Annotated in this window: 19 protein-coding genes; 4 read left to right on the plus strand and 15 right to left on the minus strand. The window is 43.8% G+C overall.

Annotated features, from left to right (window positions below; translation table 11 throughout):
• Window positions 1–21 precede the first annotated feature (21 nt).
• A complete protein-coding gene (locus ACQKL6_RS04940) occupies window positions 22–810 on the minus strand; it encodes an enoyl-CoA hydratase/isomerase family protein (RefSeq protein WP_402874830.1) in 789 nt (262 codons plus the stop codon).
• A gap of 296 nt (window positions 811–1,106) precedes the next feature.
• Between ACQKL6_RS04940 and ACQKL6_RS04945 the strand changes: the two genes are divergently transcribed.
• Window positions 1,107–3,221, plus strand: coding sequence for a sigma 54-interacting transcriptional regulator (locus tag ACQKL6_RS04945; RefSeq protein WP_427650686.1), 2,115 nt, complete (start codon window positions 1,107–1,109; stop codon window positions 3,219–3,221).
• Window positions 3,222–3,273: 52 nt separating this feature from the next.
• Here the strand turns inward: ACQKL6_RS04945 and trmB are convergent, their stop codons facing one another.
• Window positions 3,274–3,912, minus strand: coding sequence for a tRNA (guanosine(46)-N7)-methyltransferase TrmB (trmB, locus tag ACQKL6_RS04950; protein ID WP_402874824.1), 639 nt, complete (start codon window positions 3,910–3,912; stop codon window positions 3,274–3,276).
• Between the two features lie 246 nt (window positions 3,913–4,158).
• On the opposite strand from trmB, the gene ACQKL6_RS04955 reads away from it, so the two are divergent.
• Window positions 4,159–4,437 carry a YtzH-like family protein gene (locus tag ACQKL6_RS04955; protein WP_407406261.1) on the plus strand — a complete coding sequence of 93 codons (279 nt, stop codon included), beginning with the start codon at window positions 4,159–4,161 and terminating at the stop codon, window positions 4,435–4,437.
• Here the strand turns inward: ACQKL6_RS04955 and ACQKL6_RS04960 are convergent.
• The 7 genes from ACQKL6_RS04960 to ACQKL6_RS04990 all read right to left on the minus strand — a co-directional run bounded on the left by ACQKL6_RS04960 (window position 4,434) and on the right by ACQKL6_RS04990 (window position 12,357).
• Complete coding sequence (locus ACQKL6_RS04960; RefSeq protein WP_402874818.1) at window positions 4,434–5,216, minus strand: phosphotransferase; 783 nt, start codon at window positions 5,214–5,216, stop codon at window positions 4,434–4,436. The two genes, ACQKL6_RS04955 and ACQKL6_RS04960, sit on opposite strands and share 4 nt — an antisense overlap.
• Window positions 5,217–6,073: 857 nt before the next feature.
• On the minus strand, window positions 6,074–7,060 hold the full coding sequence (locus tag ACQKL6_RS04965) for an NERD domain-containing protein (RefSeq protein WP_427650687.1): 987 nt from the start codon (window positions 7,058–7,060) through the stop codon (window positions 6,074–6,076).
• A 24-nt stretch (window positions 7,061–7,084) separates the two neighbouring features.
• Complete coding sequence (thpR, locus tag ACQKL6_RS04970; protein ID WP_427650688.1) at window positions 7,085–7,639, minus strand: RNA 2',3'-cyclic phosphodiesterase; 555 nt, start codon at window positions 7,637–7,639, stop codon at window positions 7,085–7,087.
• A 272-nt stretch (window positions 7,640–7,911) separates the two neighbouring features.
• A complete protein-coding gene (locus ACQKL6_RS04975) occupies window positions 7,912–9,144 on the minus strand; it encodes an Nramp family divalent metal transporter (protein WP_427650689.1) in 1,233 nt (410 codons plus the stop codon).
• Between the two features lie 209 nt (window positions 9,145–9,353).
• Window positions 9,354–10,208, minus strand: a complete 855-nt coding sequence (gene dat, locus ACQKL6_RS04980; protein WP_427650690.1) for a D-amino-acid transaminase — start codon at window positions 10,206–10,208, stop codon at window positions 9,354–9,356.
• A gap of 21 nt (window positions 10,209–10,229) precedes the next feature.
• A complete protein-coding gene (gene pepV, locus ACQKL6_RS04985) occupies window positions 10,230–11,642 on the minus strand; it encodes a dipeptidase PepV (protein ID WP_427650691.1) in 1,413 nt (470 codons plus the stop codon).
• A 229-nt stretch (window positions 11,643–11,871) separates the two neighbouring features.
• A complete protein-coding gene (locus ACQKL6_RS04990; RefSeq protein ID WP_402874802.1) occupies window positions 11,872–12,357 on the minus strand; it encodes a DedA family protein in 486 nt (161 codons plus the stop codon).
• 219 nt (window positions 12,358–12,576) lie between these two features.
• Here ACQKL6_RS04990 and ACQKL6_RS04995 point away from each other — a divergent pair, with 219 nt between their 5' ends.
• Window positions 12,577–13,251: a VOC family protein gene (locus tag ACQKL6_RS04995; RefSeq protein WP_427650692.1), complete on the plus strand. Its 675-nt coding sequence runs from the start codon at window positions 12,577–12,579 to the stop codon at window positions 13,249–13,251.
• Between the two features lie 35 nt (window positions 13,252–13,286).
• Here ACQKL6_RS04995 and lepB read toward each other — a convergent pair whose 3' ends face one another.
• From lepB to ACQKL6_RS05025, 6 genes are all read right to left on the minus strand, one after another.
• On the minus strand, window positions 13,287–13,835 hold the full coding sequence (lepB, locus tag ACQKL6_RS05000; protein WP_402986666.1) for a signal peptidase I: 549 nt from the start codon (window positions 13,833–13,835) through the stop codon (window positions 13,287–13,289).
• A gap of 304 nt (window positions 13,836–14,139) precedes the next feature.
• Window positions 14,140–14,562, minus strand: coding sequence for a DUF4064 domain-containing protein (locus ACQKL6_RS05005; RefSeq protein ID WP_402874792.1), 423 nt, complete (start codon window positions 14,560–14,562; stop codon window positions 14,140–14,142).
• 89 nt (window positions 14,563–14,651) lie between these two features.
• A complete protein-coding gene (locus tag ACQKL6_RS05010) occupies window positions 14,652–14,828 on the minus strand; it encodes a DUF4083 domain-containing protein (protein ID WP_402874789.1) in 177 nt (58 codons plus the stop codon).
• 79 nt (window positions 14,829–14,907) lie between these two features.
• On the minus strand, window positions 14,908–15,711 hold the full coding sequence (locus tag ACQKL6_RS05015) for a uroporphyrinogen-III synthase (protein WP_402957799.1): 804 nt from the start codon (window positions 15,709–15,711) through the stop codon (window positions 14,908–14,910).
• A 158-nt stretch (window positions 15,712–15,869) separates the two neighbouring features.
• Window positions 15,870–16,574, minus strand: a complete 705-nt coding sequence (locus tag ACQKL6_RS05020; RefSeq protein WP_402874783.1) for a DsbA family oxidoreductase — start codon at window positions 16,572–16,574, stop codon at window positions 15,870–15,872.
• Between the two features lie 75 nt (window positions 16,575–16,649).
• On the minus strand, window positions 16,650–17,099 hold the full coding sequence (locus tag ACQKL6_RS05025) for an RrF2 family transcriptional regulator (RefSeq protein WP_402957801.1): 450 nt from the start codon (window positions 17,097–17,099) through the stop codon (window positions 16,650–16,652).
• A gap of 151 nt (window positions 17,100–17,250) precedes the next feature.
• Here ACQKL6_RS05025 and ACQKL6_RS05030 point away from each other — a divergent pair, with 151 nt between their 5' ends.
• Window positions 17,251–18,141: a DMT family transporter gene (locus ACQKL6_RS05030; RefSeq protein WP_402957803.1), complete on the plus strand. Its 891-nt coding sequence runs from the start codon at window positions 17,251–17,253 to the stop codon at window positions 18,139–18,141.
• The last annotated feature ends 17 nt before the right edge of the window (window positions 18,142–18,158 follow it).

Here is an 18,158-nt window from a genome sequence, read left to right on the forward strand (position 1 = left end):
TTCATCCATCTCCTTTTCGTTTTATCTTCCTGTCCAAACCGGTGACCGTTTTTCTATAAAGGCCATGGCTCCTTCTTTCAAATCCTCACTCTGAAAAGACACGATCCGCATCATCGACAATAAATCCATTGATTTTGGCAAATCCACCTGTTCCGTCAAATAGAAGGCCTCCAGACTAAGCCGTACGGCAAGCGGACTATAGGATGCCACCTGTTTTGCCAGCTTCCACGCCTCTTCCTCCAATTGATCATGCGGGACGACTTTGTGGACCAGCTGTAAATCCTTTGCCTCCAATGCCGTATAGGTATTTGCCGTAAGCATCATTTCAAGCAGCTTACGATCGCCAACGGCGCGCCTTACAAGCGGCATGATCACAAAGGGAACAATGCCCAGCTTCAGTTCGGTCAATCCGATTTTCGCTTTATCAGAGGCTACTGCGAGATGGCTCATCGCAACCAACCCGGCTCCCCCTCCAAGGGCCGCTCCATTCACTGCGGCGATAATGGGCGTTTTGACGGTGGAACCTAGTTTAAAGAGCCCTGTACTTTCAATTCCCTCTTCATATAGTTGGGGTGCAGACTTAGTCAAATTCCCCTGAAATCCTCTAATATCCGCTCCAGCTGAAAAAGCTTTACCGGTACCCGTCAATAAAATGGAACGGATATCCTCTTTGTCATCCGCAAAGCGAATGGCCTGGACCAGTTCCTTACACATTTCCATCGACAAGGGATTTCTCATTTCCGGCATGTTTAAACGGATTAACGCTACCTGCTCGGTTTCTTCATAGGTTATCGTCTGATAATTGCTCAATAATTTTCACCTCACCATTTTGATACTTAGTATTAATGCAAGCCTCATGCCAACTTTACGTTTTTTTCTTTTTTAAAATGGAACTTTTGACTGAATCTGCTTACACCACCATTTTTTTATCAATGGGGCAAACCTCCTCCTCCGGATTACTCGTCATGAATGTCGTTCCTTCAGTGAACATTTGTGTTTTTTTCAAACCATCTGTCTTTAAAAGTGGACATTTAATTACATTGTATTTATTGGAATATTTTGTATAATCATAGGTATGAGGAACTTTTAAAAGGAAGAGGGATGTTATGCAGGTCACCAATATCATGACCCACCACTTCATAAGATTGACTCCCGAGACCACCATCCAGAAAGTTTTGGAACTATTTCTAGAACAACGGCAAGATATTGCGTGCGTGTTCAAGGATGGGGAATTCACCGGAATCGTAACCAGGAATTCGATAACACGCTTAATCTTGCAGCGTGCCCAATTAGAGGATTCAATTGAGCGGGCAATCATCAATCCCATTGTCAGCTTCCTGGAAGATGATAGCGTTTTCAAAGCGAAGGAAGTGCTGTTGCATTCAAATATTGCCCATTCCGTCATCATGAATAGCAAGAAAGAGGTTACTGGCATCTTATCCAGGGCCAGTATCGTCACGGGCCTGATTACCGAGTCGGAGCACCTTGCCAAACGGCTCAGGGTATTAATGAATCATTTAAGTTCGGGTGTCATTTCGGTTAATATGGACGAAAGAATCGACTCATTAAATGAAGCTGCCCAAAACCTCCTAGGAAACCAAAAGAATGATCAGATTCTCGATAAGCCTATTTCTTCTGTCATACCTTCCATATTGCCCACTGTTAAGGAAGCCTTAAAAACCGGAACCGCCTTTGAGACGATGAAAATCGATATCAATCATACGACTCTCATGTATTCTGTTTTGCCACTTAAGGAATGGAATCAAATTATTGGCGCCATGATTGTACTAGAGGATGTGACCAAATATGAAAAGATTGCCAGTGAATTGGAGTCCACGAAGAAAATCGAGCAAACTCTCGACAATGCATTGGAACTTGCCTATGATGCTGTCCTGCTCACAGATTCTGCAGGAATGATTACTAAAGCGAATCAAGGATTTTTGAATATGATCGAGGTGGACTCATTGGCTGAAGTGATTGGCCAACCATTGAGAAAAGTTGCCCCGGAAATTTTCAGGTCCATGGCAAGCCTGGGTGAGGAAACACAAGGAATGTATGTAAATGTTAAGAGGAATAAAGCGATATTGACAAAGAAAACAATGAAGAAAGAAGGGCGCAGCATCGGGACCATCATTAAAATCATCTATAAACAACTTGATGCGTGGAAGGAATTATTCGCGCATATGGACAAGCTAGAACATGAACTCAACCATTACCGCCAGGAGTTGAGCAGAGTATCCCAACTTAACATGACATTTTCCCAACTAGTAACCATCAGTCCCCTCCTCCAGCGCTTGAAGCAGGAGGCTTTTACTGCGGCCCAGGGATTTTCCAGCATCCTGATAGTCGGTGAAAGCGGGACTGGAAAGGAATTGCTCGCCAATGGCATCAATCTCGCATCAGGACGGAAAGGAAGTTTCATTAAAATTAATTGTGCGGCGATCCCGGAAGCCCTGCTTGAGTCTGAGTTTTTCGGATATGATGAAGGAGCTTTTTCAGGAGCGTTAAAAGGCGGGAAACCCGGGAAATTCGAGCTTGCGGAAGGTGGCACTCTCTTGCTTGACGAGATTGGTGAAATGCCGCTATCCCTTCAGGTAAAGCTTCTACGCGTATTACAGGAAAAAGAGTATGAGCGCGTCGGCGGCACTAAAACACGCAAATCCGATGTTCGGATTCTCGCATCGACCAACCGGAACCTCCTCCAGCTCATTAAAGAAGGGAAATTTCGGGAAGATCTCTATTACCGGCTCAATGTCATCCAACTTGAAATCCCTCCACTCCGAAAAAGACTGGAAGACATACCGATTTTATGTGAGCATTTCATGCAAAAATTTCAGCGCTATAATCCTAAAGGCGTCATCGGTGTAACGACGGATGCCATTCAGAAGCTACAAAAATATAATTGGCCAGGCAATGTGCGCCAGCTTGAAAATGTGTTAGAACGTGCCTATCACTTTTGTTCAGAAAACTGGATAACCGACTACCATATCCAATTAGAAACCACTACCCCGCAGCCAAACCAAAACACACTAAACCCATCTTATCCAACCAAGACCCTTTTCCCAAAGAAACAAATTGAAGATACCGAAAAAGAAATTTTACTTGAAGCTCTCGCACAAACAAAAGGAAATAAGACAGAAGCTGCACAATTACTTGGCATCAGCCGATCGAACATCTATCAAAAGTTGAAAAGATACGGAGTGATCACTACTTTCCAATAAAGGCTACTCCAAACAAAAAAACCAGACGCCCATCGCCTGGTTTTTTTGCACGTTACCGGTATTTTGCTTCTAAACGGTAGATCACATTGCCTTTACTTGAGAACTTCTCTTCGTATTCCGTCATGATATTGCCTTCGAAATCACTGTTATGCAAATCAAGACTCACATATTTCAACAGCATGCCATACTCGGAAATGCTCTTCAAGGATGACTCGAACAGACCTTGGTTATCCGTTTTAAAGTGGATTTCCCCTTGATCCGGAAGAATGCTTTCATACGTTTCAAGGAAGGTCTTATACGTTAACCGGCGCTTCGCGTGACGCGATTTCGGCCATGGATCGGAAAAATTCAAATAAACGCGGTCCACGTCACCTTTTGCAAAGTAATCTGCTAAATTGGCTGCATCCACGTTCAACAGCTTTAAGTTTGGCACATCCGCTTCAATAAGCAAATCGAGTGCCGCAACGATTACACTTCTATATACTTCAATTCCAATGAAATTCACATCAGGATGGGCTTTTGCCATTTCTGTAATAAAACGGCCTTTTCCCGTACCTACTTCAATATATAACGGATTATCGTTACCGAATACTTCATGCCATTTACCTTTATGGCTCACTGGCTGCTGAATCACATATTGCGGATATTCATTCAAACGGTCTTCAGCCCAAGGTTTATTTCTTAAACGCATGATGACACCCCTATTTATAATATAATCGTTCAAACCATAACACGAGATTATGGATTCCTGCAAGTTCATTTTCTCGTAATCGGACTGCTCCATTCCCTCATTAAACAAAAAAACTGCCGGCCATCCAGGCGGCAGTCTCTGCGATTATCATGTATAAAACTTTTTGCAACACACACCATAATCAAGAGAACAGCAAAAAAATCTTTAGGGATCCAGTTGATTTCATAATTAGAAAGGAGCGATAATATGCCGCTTTCCCATGAAAACCAATTACATCTGTTAAAAGACATTTTATACAACCAAAACACGGACTGTTGCGGTTCCGTCGCCGAATATGAACAAGTTGAAAGGCTTGTCAAATCATTGATGGTCAATGCCGATATCGATCAAAATGTAAAAACGATACTAAAAGAAATTTACGAATATAGCCAGACAGGCATCGGAGCCTCGGATTTAGAGGCACATATCAATTCCCATCAGGACGATTTGTCCCAATGGATTGATGACATCGATCAATTTAATTAACCGTCCATTAATAGTGATTCAAGTTTCATCAGTAAATCATTTCTTTCCTCGTACCGCTCTCTACTATGATGCCACTGGATGGAAAGCACGAGTTGGGAAACTGTGTGCCATTTCATCCTCATTTCCAATCCCGCATCCAGCTTTTTACCGTAACGGGCTAACCATTGTTCCCATTCGCCGCGTGGCACATAAGAATACAATAGCATGCCAAGATCGATGGCTGGATCACCAATGACCGGAGCATCCCAATCAATTAAAAACAATCCGTCGGTTTCGGTCATAAGCCAATTATTATGGTTCACGTCGCAATGGCACACGACATTCTCATCGCATTCAATCAACAGTAGGTTATTCTCTAGAAATTGAATGGCCTGCTTGATGATCATTAGGTTATTTACCTCTAAAGATAAACCGTTTTCTATGTCTGTAAGTATACTTTCAGGCCGTAAAGGACTTTTACCAAGCCTTTTAAGCATGCTTAATAAAGGGTCGGATTGATGTATTTTCTGAAGCAGTTTGGCAACCCTCTCTTTGGCCATTTCTGCTTGAGTTAGCTCCCTACCTTCCATCCAATGCTGGGCCGTAATCACATCCCCATTTGCGAGGCGTTTTGTCCACACTAACTTTGGAACAATGCCCTCGGCCGAAAGAACAGCTAAAAATGGCGATGAATTTCGTTTCAGGAACAGCTTTTGCCCATCTTTCTCGGCAATGAACGCTTCTCCCGTAGCTCCTCCAGCAGGGGATATATCCCACTCCTGACCTATTAAATGTTCCAACTGGCTCACCTTCGATTTCCTCGCTTAATCATACAAATGTAAGTACGTTCACCTAGTGTATGTAATACCACTACCTAATGTTTATTAAAGAACCCGCCTGTTGGCGTAGCTGCATGTATACGTGCATCGGAACTAATCCCGCAATAAAACATCATTATGATAAGAAAATAAAAAATAGCTATTGAGCAATCTAACAATAGCCATAAATTAAATTTTAGTTGAAATATGGTTTCTTCGTCAAGTACTATAAAACGATTATACCCATAAAACAAGTACAAAGGAATCATTTCGAAAAGGATAAGCATTGACTACCCTTGAACATGACCCGAAATTTCTCCTTCAGGACCCCTACTTCTACCTCATTCATCCCGATATTTTCTCCATCTGCCTGACCTTCGGCGGATCGAAAATTCTAAACGGCTCTCACTTTACCGGAAATAGAGTCCATGTTCTTCATTTACACCTTTCCATCATGCGTTCAGGAAGCACAATCCATGCTTTATAAAGATGGAGATATCATCGACTGTACGTAGCTCGTAGCTCAAGGGAGCTCTTTCCCCATCAGTCCTTAGGCCCTTGAAGGTATGTAAAAATAATTTTTCGATAAAATGAATAGATAAATTAATTTACCCGTTTTTATAAAATTCAACCATTTATTTAAGGGGGGAACGGTTCACTCCATAGGTGATTGCAGACATCATACAAAAAAATAAGAAAGCGATTCATTCGATTAGCCGTTTCTGAACACCTCTTACATAGTCCTTTCCGAACCACCTGGAATGGGGGGCCAGTGGTTGCATAAGGGAATGAATCCGCTCCGTTTATGACTTCGTGTAGCAGACCATCCCCTCCAACGATTATGAATCCTGTTGTTGATCGGCATCCCATTCCGGACGTAGGCTTGAAGTCGTTTGGCAATAATCCAAGAGAGCCTGTGCCCCTTTTAGCTGTTGCGCCTTAAGCGGGGAAGATATCGACCGCATCCTGTCAAACCATTCCGGAAAAGTCCGCTTATCCAATAAATCAATGTCGTATGGAGTCTCCGGGTAATCCATATAGCCATTCCGCGAAAGGACCACTTTTTTTATCGGTAGATTCACTTCATACAGTTCAAATAACTGAGAAACTATACTTCCCATCCGGTTAACGGCCAAGAAAGGATTGAGAACTTTTTTGTCCGGATACTTATGATGCCGCCGTAGCCAAAACCGATCGCTCGATCCAATAAAGGCTGCATCCTCTTCCGCTTCGAGAAAGGTGATGCACCAGACATCCACTGGCGTAAGCAAAATGACATCGACTTCGATCGGAGCATTTTTCAATAGAAAGATAGGTTTATATAAAACAAGAAATGTATCAGGAAAACGCTGCAGGAAAAAGCGGAGTTTTTCTTCTAGAAAGAATGATTGGTCCACATAAGACCTTTCACGAAGCGTCGAGCTGCCCCATTTCATCTGGAAACGAAGTAACTGGTTTAAGAAATTCTGCTTAAGTTCATCCAAGTTTGCTGGATTTGCAGGTACCCTTAACGAAAAGACATTATGATTGATCACGGGATTCGGTATATGAATTTCTTCGGCCTCTTTCTCTTGACCGTCCGACCTTTGGAACAATCCTTTTACTTTACGGAAGAGCCCCTTTGGCTCTTCCTCCGTCGTCGTGCCTTTGAACAGGGTTTGTTCTTCATCCGGTTGACTGTACAGCTGTTCTAGCTCCCCTGCGTGATAGGCGGCCTGCAGTTTATCCCACTGTTGTTTTTTTAACTTTGCAAATTGTGACGGATATCGATAAATATTCTGCTCATACCGGGAAATATAATCCTGTATTTTTATGAGCTGTGCCATTCGACCACCACCCATCTTCCTCTATTATTGAAGGTTTATTGTATATACTGGTTCGTATGAGGGGGATGCCCCAAGATGTGTCTGATAAAGGGCTATTTGGGAAGCTTGAAATGCTTTCGCTTCCGGATTTGCCAGCTGACGGGCCTCATTGATGGAAAAAGGGGTCTCACCCTCGAATTTCCTGGCCAGAGTAATATGCGGTTTGAACGGTTTTTTGTCCAATTCAAAACCTGCCTCTACGCATGATGCATAGATTTTCTTTTGGATGAAAGTCAGCCTTTCTTCCTGTTTGACGCCTGCCCACAAAATACGCGGGCTCTCTTTTTTACCAAAAACATCGATCCCCTCTACCTCGAGCTCAAACGACTGTTCATTGGCGAGTGCACGTTTTATTTTTTCCAGCGCTTCTTCTTTCATTGTATCTTCGGCATTTCCCAGAAATGCCATCGTAATATGATAATCGGCTGGATGTAACCATTTCTTAAATGGAAACTCCGATTTCACTTCATTTGTCTGGTTATGTAAATGATGCTTAATATCATCTGGCAGTACTAAAGCAAAGAAAAAATGAGTATTCATCGGACACTAACATCCCTTCCCGTTTTCTATATAATTTTACCATAATTCCCACGCAAAAACTTCCCTAGTGGCATCAAACGCGGAGCCCTTCTCAGTCTCCCCTTTTCCCCGTTATTCATGCCACCTTATGACTACAACAATTCGTATATCCATCGCTCTTCCATTAGGCTACCCCCGCTTCTTACACCTTCCTTAGGAAAGGAAAGGAAAGCAAAAGAGAAGGACCATCAGCCAGCTGGTCCTCCCCTTTGCTTTATCCAATTTTAATGGCATTACCCAAGTAGCGTCTCATATAGCAAAAACAGGTTCAGTCCGATAATGAGGACTGCGATGACCCAGGCACACCCGGACGTCACTTTGTGATTGACTAGATTGCCCATGATTTTCTTATCACTTGTAAACCGTATGAGCGGAATGAGCGCAAATGCAATCCCAAACGATAGTACGACTTGACTCATTACGAGTGCTTTGGACGGATTCACTCCCATCAAAATGATCACTAATGGAGGAATCGTCGTGATCAGCCTTCTCAAATAGATGGGGATATGTTTTTTTATGAACCCCTGCATGACGACATCCCCTGTGAGCATACCGACGGACGAGCTTGATAGACCGGCAAACAATAAGCCGATTCCAAAAAACATGGCAACAGATGGCCCTAGCATCAAGGCAAATTGGTCATAGGCCACATCCAAATCTTCTACAAGCACCCCACTTTTATGAAACAATGCAGCCGAAACCACTAGCATGGCAGCATTGATGGCACCCGCTATGAGCATGGCAATGACGATATCGATAAACTCGAAACGAAAAATCCGTTTCCTTTCCATTTCGTCCTTCCCAACGATTCGCTTTTGCGTCAGAGAAGAATGTAGATATATCGCATGTGGCATGACAGTCGCCCCAAGCATCCCAGCTGATAGTAAAATGCTATCGACTCCTTCGAACTTGGGTGTAAGAAGCCCCATAAGGAGTGCTGAGGTGTCCGGTTTTGCATAAAAAACTTGGGCGCCAAAAGCAAGCACCACCACGAATATCATCCCTGTGATCAACGCTTCGAATGTACGGTATCCTCTGCGCTGAAACTCTAAAATGGCAAATGACCCGATTGCCGCAATAAGCGCGGAAGTGATAAGCGGAAGATCGAACAGTAAATAAATCCCGAGTGCCGCTCCGATAAACTCGGCTAAATCCGTCGCCATTATGACGATTTCGGCTTGAATCCATAAAAAGAACGAAGACTTTTTGGAAAATGTCTCACGGCATAGTTCAGGAAGGTTTTTCCCTGTTGCTATTCCTAATTTTGCAGACAAGGACTGTATCAAGACCGCCATTAAATTGGACGCAAGAATAACCCATAATAACGTATAGCCATATTTTGAACCCGCGGCAATGTTCGTTGCGTAATTCCCTGGATCAATGTAGGCAACGGCGGCTATAAAAGCTGGCCCTAAAAAGGGGAGCAGCTTTTTAAAGCCTCTCGTATCTCCATGTAAAGAAGACATGCACTCCAACTCCTTTTTATACGCGGCTTAAAAAGTTGCGCAAGGTAAACTTTTGATATGAAAAAGTATATGCCTGTAGTTTGAAAATGTCAAAATGGATGCTTACTAAAAACGGACCGTATAGGGAACGGATTCATAAGCATGTTGCGTTTCGAAAAATGTACACATAGAAATCCCCCTGCCTCCATTCAGACAGGGGGATTGGGAATCTATTCAGTTAAACTACCACATTGTCGCTCGATTTCCTGTGTAAATAACTTTTGTAGTTGGAGTGTGATGCTTCCGGCCTTTCCATCCCCAATCAATTGCCCATCGATTGCGGTGATTGGCGTGACTTCAACGCCTGTGCTTGTATACAGGACTTCATCCGCATCCATCATGTCCGAGAGGGTGAAAGGTTCTTCAACATAAGAAATGCCCTTATCGTTGCACAGCTTAAGTAGGATCTGGCGGGTAATCCCATTCAGGATCAGATTCGTTGCCGGGTGCGTCTTCAGCGTACCCTTCACGATGATCGCCACATTGGATGAACTTCCCTCCGTAACCGTTCCATCCCGATGTTGGATCGCTTCGTCACAGCCTGCTTCAACGGCTTGCTGCTTAGCCAATATATTACCTAGCAAATTCAAGCTCTTGATGTTGCAACGTAACCAACGGATATCCTCAACCGTGACAGCTTTGACCCCAGGCTTACTTCCTGTATATGGCATGTCCTTGGTATAAGCGACAAAAACAGGGTCTACTTCACCTATTGGAAATGCGTGATTACGGGGCGAAGTGCCTCTCGTCAATTGCATGTAGACAATACCATATTCCAGATTCTCTGCAGTAATCAGTTCTTTTGTCCTTTCCTTGATCTCTGCCACTGTAAAAGGAACCTTCAGTTGAATCAGTTTCGCGCTGTCCATGAGTCGGTTTAGGTGCATGTCGGCTGCAAATAGTTTTCCGTTATAAACACGGATGACTTCATAAACACCATCGCCGAACTGGTATCCTCGATCCTCGACATCTATCTGGATGGCAGACCGGTCTTTCAATTCACCGTTATAAATGATCTTCCCCATGTCTTACTCCTTCTTACCCTCTTATTTGGCTAGTTCATGAATGGCACGGGCATAAATGGCCGTTGCCTTCAGCATATCTTCTATATCGATATACTCATCCTTTTGGTGCGCGATATCCTCACTACCTGGGAATAGAGGACCGAATGCGACGCCTTCCTTCAATGAGCGGGCATATGTTCCGCCACCGATGGAAAGGAGCTCCGCTTGTTCACCCGTTTCCGCTTCATACACTTCTTGGAGCGTCTTGATCAAGAAGCTATCACTGTTCACATAGTGAGGAGTCGAAAGCGAATTGGATTCCACACGTAGATTATATGTGGAAAGCTTTTGTTCTAACGCTTCTTTTTGCTTTTCCCATTCATATGTGACCGGGTAACGCATACTGAATCCGATGGAGCTATCGCCTTGTTTCGAATAATTGAATGTGCCGGCATTGATCGTCAATTCACCTGTTTGTTCATCCGTATAGGCGACACCCAACTTAGTGCCACGGGAATCTTCAAATAGATAATCCTTGATGAAAGTGAAATAGGATTTTGCATGGGGATCTAGTGATAAGTCCGCCAAGAACACAGCTAAATGCAGACCCGCATTGACTCCATTTTTCGGTTCCATCGCATGGGCTGAAACCCCATTCAGTTCTAGTAGGACTTGATTTTTTTGTGGCACACCCTGTCCTTTCAGCGAATATCTTTGTAAATAGTTCTGGTAGCCTGCAACGATTTCAGCAGGGTTGGCCGCTTCCACAATGGCCGTTGCGAAATCGGGTACCATATTCGTTCTTCGGCCTGAAGAAAATTCCAAAACATTCACTTCTGAATTCGTTCCGGGTCCTGCATCCGCTGGCTGAATGATGGAATAATCCCAGATTCCTTTTTCCGCACTGATGATAGGGAAATCTGCATCCGGGGCAAAGCCCATCGTCGGCATTTCCTCCACTTCGAAATAGCGATCGACACAACGCCAATCTGATTCCTCATCCGTACCAATGATCATTCGAACACGCTTGTTCAATGGCTTGCCAAGCTCCCGGACAAGTTTCATGGCATGATAAGCTGCCATCGTCGGCCCTTTATCGTCGATTGCCCCACGCGCGTAAATCCGCCCGTTGCGTATCTCGGCTCCAAATGGATCAGAGCTCCAGCCATCTCCTTCAGGAACTACATCGACATGACATAAAATCCCGATTAACTCCTCACCCTCGCCCATTTCAATATGCCCGGCAACATTATCGACATTTTTCACGGTAAATCCGTCTTTTTCCGCTAACTGGAGCATATAATCCAATGCTTCCTTGACTCCTTTGCCGAATGGAGCCTCCTCTGTTGCTTGGCTTTCATCCAATACACTCTTTATCTTCAATAGGTTCTGTGTATCGACCAAAAGGTCCATTTTTCTTTTTTCTACTTCTTCGCGCCAATTCAATTCACTCAAATCATGACAACTCCCTTTTTCATATATTTCTCATTTTATCACTATTTCTATATTTATCGCCAAGTGTTGAGACCATTCTTTCTTATTCCCGTAATTTGACGCTCATAAAACAGGTACATGATTCAATCACAATCCACTCATAAAAAATAGACCCGCTTCCACGAACAGAACGGATCTCCATCATATATAAAGGAACCAGTCTTTGTTGCCAGGCAAGGCCCATTATCCTTTAAGTCAAAACACCAATGAAATAGCCAACAGCAGTAAACACCAAGCACCAACTGAATGCCCCTACACCAGCAAAGATACAATATTTGCGTTTACCCATTCCATTCATTCCAGAAAAATAACTGGCAAAATGGCGGATTCCCGGAATGAAATAGGCGATGATAAGGGTCCACGGTCCGTATTTATTAAACCATCTCTCAAGACTCTCCAACCGTGTCGGAGTCATCCGAATCCACCTTCCATGTTTCCTTAGGAAAGGCTTGCCAATTTTTTTCCCGATGAAATAACTGACCAACATCCCCGAAACCGAACCTAGAAAGCTGACAAAGAATGCACCTTGTACATTCAAAACAGAAATAGAAGCCAAATAGCCGACAAACGTCATCATGAACTCATCGGGAACAGGCAACCCGATGATCCCTAATGCTAAAAGTCCATATATCGCAAAATAACCATAGTTTGAAATTAACTCTTTTACCATGTCCATTCTTCGTACTCCATCTCAGACACCCTATGTAAGAAGTAATCCAATTTCGGTACGGGTCTGGTTAACGTGATTACTTCTATCTTATAGAATAACCCAATTTAACCCAAATGAGTGGTTTTTCTAAAAAAAACTTCGAAATTTGCAGATAAATTTCCTTTTGGCGCTTATCTAGCCGAATTATTTTATAATGGAAGAAATAAGGAAAAGGGGTGTGAAGTTATGCTGATCAACAAAGTAAACCTCGCTTCAAATTCTCTAGCAAAAACAAAAGCTTTTTATCTGAACCGGCTTGGCGCCAAATTACTCGGGGAGACACCTAATAGCTTTTCGATAAAGATAGGGGCAAGTGAATTGATTTTCACTGAAGCCAAAAGCGGTAGCAAGCCATTCTATCATTTGGCCTTCAACATCCCTTCCAATCAATTCAAGGAGGCGAAAAAATGGATCACCGCCCGCGCTCCTTTAAATAGGGAAGAGGGGGTTGATGAAGTGTACTTCAAGAATATCCATGCCCATTCTCTTTATTTCACCGACCCTAGCCATAATGTTGTCGAGTTCATCGCAAGGCATTCCATCGCACCTGAGAACAATGAGCCTTTCTCAATGAACTCTTTATTAAGCATCGGGGAAATCAATCTGACGACTTGGGATATCGAGGGGATTGGCCAACAGCTGATCAACAGGAATATCCCAATCCGGGATGATGAATCCTTGAATCCCGATGGTCTTACTTTCATGGGTAGCGAAGGGGCATTTCTATTGTTGGGCAAACCAGGACGACGGTGGATTTTTTCAGAGCAATATGCAGAAATCCATCCTCTCATGATAGAAGTCGATTTCAAAACACGCATCATCCAAGATGGTGCAGGCGAAACGCGGATTTCTAAAACATAACGAAAGAACGGACTCCATTGTCGAGTCCGTTCCTTTTATTTCACGATTTTAAATTCCTTGATCGGCCAATACACCAAATTCGCCTTACCGACTATTTCCTCTATGGAAACGGGTCCGATTTCACGGCTGTCCAGACTATTCTGGCGGTTGTCCCCCATCACGAACAGGTGGTCATCCGGTACGGTCATGCTGCCTGACACTTCCTCAAGCTTGAAAGAACCAGTCAATGGCTCCCCGCCCATTTCTTCTTTATATTCATCTAAATAGGGTTCATCATATTTCTTGCCATTAATATAAAGCGTGTCATCCTTATATTCGATATGATCACCCGGTAGGCCAATCACCCGTTTTATGTAATCTTTATCTTCCGTTGCATGGAAGACGACAATATCAAATCGGTCAATGCTACCAATACTCGTGCCAAACTTAGTGAGCACAATTCTTTCATGATCTTGTAAAGTCGGCATCATAGATTCCCCATCCACGACTATAGGGGCAAATATATATGTTCGAATCAGAAAAGCCAATACGACCGCAATCCCAATCGCTTTAACCCACGAAAAAACCTCTTTGCTTTTTTCCAATCGAAGTCCCTCTCTCTTGTGTTTTAGTCTAGTCATTATATCACAGTAAGGACATAATCACTTCATACAAATGCCCACATTTCCCCCTAACTTTGGCATATTATTGAATTATTCGTTATAGCGGTTGAATTATCCTTTCAGATGGTTGAATGAGGTAACAGATAATAAACGGACAAAGGAACAATTGGTTCGATTCCTCCGTTCAGCTTGTGACTTTTATGTAACCTAGCAAGAAGCGCATTCGATAGGTAAATCGAATGCGCCCCTTCATTTGATGTAAGCAACTAGACATGGAGAATGATATTTAATACTGGTTATATTCAATCTCTTCATTTTGGATTCTTTCTTTCCTTACTAGGCACATAATTCCCGGCACGATGAAGAAGATCAGTGGCCATATATGGAATATGGTAAGAATGCCGATAATGATGAATACAATTCCGGCCGCTTTCACTCTGCCTTTTTTCAAGAGAATGATGGCAATCAGTCCACCTAGCAGAGCAAACGCCAACGATACAATTCCTCCCCACAATAGTACGTGGAACAGTTGGAGTGTCATCTCCATTTCGGAAGCCGCCATCTCCACGTCGGAACCTAATGAATATTCAACCAGTTCAGTTAGGTCGACCGTGCTGGTGTAGACAGCCGTAATGATTCCCACAAGTAAGGAAATGGTTGCGATCGATACTCCAATAATGCTTAACACAAATTCACCGGTACGTTTCATATATACTCCCCCCCAAGAAAAAGTTACTTAGGTACTCTACCCCGTTTAGGAAGGAAGTAAAGATTGTATGTAATATAACCGGGTCCTCTTCACTTTTTGTCTTTATCAATGCGTCCCTCAAGTTCTTTCGTCTTCTTTTCCACGCTGGAAACGCCTTTCGTATGTTTTTGAAAAAAACGAATGATTTTCACGATCATCACAACCAGTAATACAAGAAGTCCCAGGAAAAATAATTGCCACAATACATCACCAATAGTCCATTCCATATAAGGCTTCCCCCCTGTCATCAATCGGCGGCTTACTGAATGAAAGATTAGAAGACTAACGCTTTACGATAGATTTCATTTAACTCGTATAAAACTTCACCAGCTCGACCATCGCACTGCCCATCCGTTGATCTTCTGGATAGATGACCCGGTCAATCCCTGCCTCGATGATGACTTGCGCCGTCACTTTACCGACAGCCAGGGCCACGACATCCGTTGCAAAGCGGTCAATTAAGCGTTTTCCCACACCTAGTTCACGGGCAAATCTCATCAAATTTCGAGGCTGGGGCGCACTCGTGAACACAACGGCATCTATTTTCCCATCGAGGATTTCCCCAATTAAGAGATGCATCGTTTCGGTTTCCGGGGCAATATGTTCATAGGGCAATATCTCTTTATGTTCGACTTTTTGTTCATCCAACCAGTTCATCAAAAGCGGTGCCGGATCTCCATGCAGTTGCAAGGCGACTTTCACACCGCCGAGCAAATGTCCATCCAGATTGCGAACCAATCCTGCCGTACTGCCATCATCATCACGGACGTCAGGCTCCAGGCCAAGCTTCTTAAGCAGGTTTTTCGTTTTATACCCACGAACGGCAATCTTCATTTTTTGCAAAGCTTCTATAAAACGGTCCCCCGCTTCCATTCTTACAGCGGTATTATATAAGAGTTCCGTGCCCACTCCCGTCGTAAGAATGATCCAATCGAACTCTCCTTCTATTAAACGGGTAACATCCTCCTCCAGATGGGAATCATCCAGATATACCGTGCCTTGTGCTGACCGGACAAGCGGGACGCCCCCTAGATTATCAACGATTTTACTGAGTTCTTCCATTTTCCTTGCTCCCAAAAGAGCAACTGTCCTGCCGTTAAGCTTACTCATTCATGACCCTCCATATGTATGCTTCATCTATAGTCTTATCCCCATTATACAAATTTTCAGTCTATGAAACTATAAAAAAGAAGCTTCTTTCCGTATCCCCGGGATCCTTTACATAAAAAAAGAGACTCAGAACATGTCCAAGTCTCCATTCGTAGCGTTTACTTTTCCGGTACGCTACAAGAACCATCCGTGCAAGCATCCCCTGTTTCATTCACCATTTGCAACGGGTTTTCCTCTGCCCATACCTTCCTCAATGTATCTAAAAACGCTTCGGCAGGCTGAGCTCCTGAGACGCCGTACTTTCGGTTGATCACATAGAATGGAACTCCCGTAATCCCAAGCAAACTTCCTTCTTGTTCGTTGCCCCTTACTTCCGCCGTGAAGGCTGTGCCCGCTAACATCTTTTCCACTTCAGACTGATCAAGACCGACTTCTTCTGCCAAATCCGCCAATGTGGCATGGTCGCCGATATGCTTGCCTTCCGTGAAGTATGCTTTGAACAGACGTTCATTCATTTCTTTCCCTTTTCCTTTTGATTCGGCAAAATGCATCAAGCGGTGAGCATCAAAGGAATTCGTCAAGACGACTTTGTCTAAATGATAGTCAAGCCCCAACTCTGCAGCTTGTTGGGTCATATTTTGGCTGTTGGCTTCCACCTGAGCCTGTGACATGCCGTATTTCTTCGCCAACATCTCACTTTGGCTCATATTGATATCCCGTTCCGCTTCCGGATTCAACTCAAAACTACGGAATTCAACCTCGACCTGATCCTTATTTTCAAATTGATTCAACGCATCCTCGAAACGACGCTTTCCAATATAACAAAACGGACATTGATAATCCGACCAAATTTCCACCTTCATGTTAAGACCCTCCTTGAATTAAATGCAATTACTTTAAGCACATTATATAGGGCAGAATATCCTTCTGCAAGGATATTAGCCTAGGTACGCACTTTCGGAAAAATCAATTTTGTCCATGAACTGTTCTAGCGTGTACCCTTTCAAGAGCTTCAGGGTTTCCTGTTCTGCCTCATTCATGATTTCTTCCAAAGCACGATCAAGCTGTTTCCCGACTTCCCCGCATTCACTCGTATCCAGGAAATCAAGACATTCCGGTCGCACTGCCAGATATACATCTGCCAAGGTCAGGATATCGGCGGGTACATGAAGACTATATCCACCTTCACGCCCTTCCTTGGTCTCGACGATTCCAGCTACCGCAAGCTGGGCCATCACCCTCCGTAAAAACGTAGCATGTGAATGGACCTTTGATGCAATCACGGAACTCGTCAGCAGCTTCCCACTTTGCGCCAGCCAAACCAGAGAGTGAATAGCAACGGCAAACCGAGCGGGACCGATTTGGTTATTTTTAGTACTTGATGACATCACTATTTCCTCCTATATCTTCTATGAACTACTGTGAGACTAGTATACTATGTTCCTATCTCCCGAACAAATGGCCTTTCTCTTCGATTTTCGCTCAAATAGTATGGTAAAATTATCAGAATAATGAATCTATACCAATAGGAGAGAGTAAATGAGGGATAAGTCTGGGTATCTGTTCGTCATCATGGGTGCCATGCTGTGGGGAACGACGGGTACCGCCCAATCATTCGCCCCGGATGGCGCCCATCCCTTTGCAATTGGTGCGGTCCGCCTCGCTTTCGGAGGAATTGTTCTCGTACTTATCGCTTTCTTGCAAAGGAAAGTAACGGTCCATAATTGGCCAGTAAAGGAAACACTCTTGGCCACGCTAGGCATGGCTTGTTATCAACCGCTTTTTTTCATGGGTGTCAGCCTCACCGGAATCGCCATTGGTACCATCATTACACTGAGCAGCGCTCCGATCATTGCCGGTTTCCTTGAATGGGTGATTGAAAAAAAACAACCTTCCATGATTTGGTGGTTGGCGACAGGTTTATCGATTGCGGGATGCTTACTTCTGTTTGCCAATGAAGGGCAAGGACCAATTGACCCAATCGGCATCCTACTTGCACTTGGTGCCGGGGCGTCCTTTAGCGTGTATACACTCGTAAGCAAGAAAATTCTGGGCAAACAGCCTCCAGAAGCAACGGCTGCGGTCATCTTTACTTTAAGCGCCTTGCTATTGTCGCCTATGCTATTCATCTTTGATAGTAGCTGGATCATCACCACTAATGGGTTGGCCATCAGCCTTCACCTTGGCCTTTTTGCGACAGCTTTGGCTTACTTGCTTTTTAACAAAGGTCTTCTATCCGTCCCATCATCAACTGCCGTATCGCTGTCATTGGCGGAACCATTGGTAGCGGCACTTCTTGGTGTCTTTCTTGTCGGCGAGAGCCTGAGCTTGTTGAACTGGTTTGGTGTTGGACTGCTTTTATGTGGAATTGTTTCACTGACCTTTTCACCGAAGGCACCTGCTCCAATCGAGAAGACTTCCCTATCATAAATAGAAAGAGCACCGCT

Origin of the sequence: Peribacillus sp. NPDC097197 (genome assembly GCF_050278025.1) — a bacterium.
Classification (GTDB): domain Bacteria; phylum Bacillota; class Bacilli; order Bacillales; family DSM-1321; genus Peribacillus.

What these genes read in the sequence shown, in the direction of transcription:
- ACQKL6_RS05015 (WP_402957799.1), bottom strand. Translation starts at nt 15,711, where the DNA reads ATGAGTAAGCTTAACGGCAGGACAGTTGCTCTTTTGGGAGCAAGGAAA.
- ACQKL6_RS05005 (WP_402874792.1), bottom strand. Translation starts at nt 14,562, where the DNA reads ATGAAACGTACCGGTGAATTTGTGTTAAGCATTATTGGAGTATCGATC.
- ACQKL6_RS04965 (WP_427650687.1), bottom strand. Translation starts at nt 7,060, where the DNA reads ATGGCACAGCTCATAAAAATACAGGATTATATTTCCCGGTATGAGCAG.
- ACQKL6_RS04990 (WP_402874802.1), bottom strand. Translation starts at nt 12,357, where the DNA reads ATGGACATGGTAAAAGAGTTAATTTCAAACTATGGTTATTTTGCGATA.
- ACQKL6_RS05020 (WP_402874783.1), bottom strand. Translation starts at nt 16,574, where the DNA reads ATGAAGGTGGAAATTTGGTCGGATTATCAATGTCCGTTTTGTTATATT.
- trmB (WP_402874824.1), bottom strand. Translation starts at nt 3,912, where the DNA reads ATGCGTTTAAGAAATAAACCTTGGGCTGAAGACCGTTTGAATGAATAT.
- ACQKL6_RS05025 (WP_402957801.1), bottom strand. Translation starts at nt 17,099, where the DNA reads ATGTCATCAAGTACTAAAAATAACCAAATCGGTCCCGCTCGGTTTGCC.
- ACQKL6_RS04955 (WP_407406261.1), top strand. Translation starts at nt 4,159, where the DNA reads ATGCCGCTTTCCCATGAAAACCAATTACATCTGTTAAAAGACATTTTA.
- ACQKL6_RS05030 (WP_402957803.1), top strand. Translation starts at nt 17,251, where the DNA reads ATGAGGGATAAGTCTGGGTATCTGTTCGTCATCATGGGTGCCATGCTG.
- dat (WP_427650690.1), bottom strand. Translation starts at nt 10,208, where the DNA reads ATGGGGAAGATCATTTATAACGGTGAATTGAAAGACCGGTCTGCCATC.
- ACQKL6_RS04995 (WP_427650692.1), top strand. Translation starts at nt 12,577, where the DNA reads ATGCTGATCAACAAAGTAAACCTCGCTTCAAATTCTCTAGCAAAAACA.
- ACQKL6_RS04945 (WP_427650686.1), top strand. Translation starts at nt 1,107, where the DNA reads ATGCAGGTCACCAATATCATGACCCACCACTTCATAAGATTGACTCCC.
- thpR (WP_427650688.1), bottom strand. Translation starts at nt 7,639, where the DNA reads ATGAATACTCATTTTTTCTTTGCTTTAGTACTGCCAGATGATATTAAG.
- ACQKL6_RS05010 (WP_402874789.1), bottom strand. Translation starts at nt 14,828, where the DNA reads ATGGAATGGACTATTGGTGATGTATTGTGGCAATTATTTTTCCTGGGA.
- ACQKL6_RS04975 (WP_427650689.1), bottom strand. Translation starts at nt 9,144, where the DNA reads ATGTCTTCTTTACATGGAGATACGAGAGGCTTTAAAAAGCTGCTCCCC.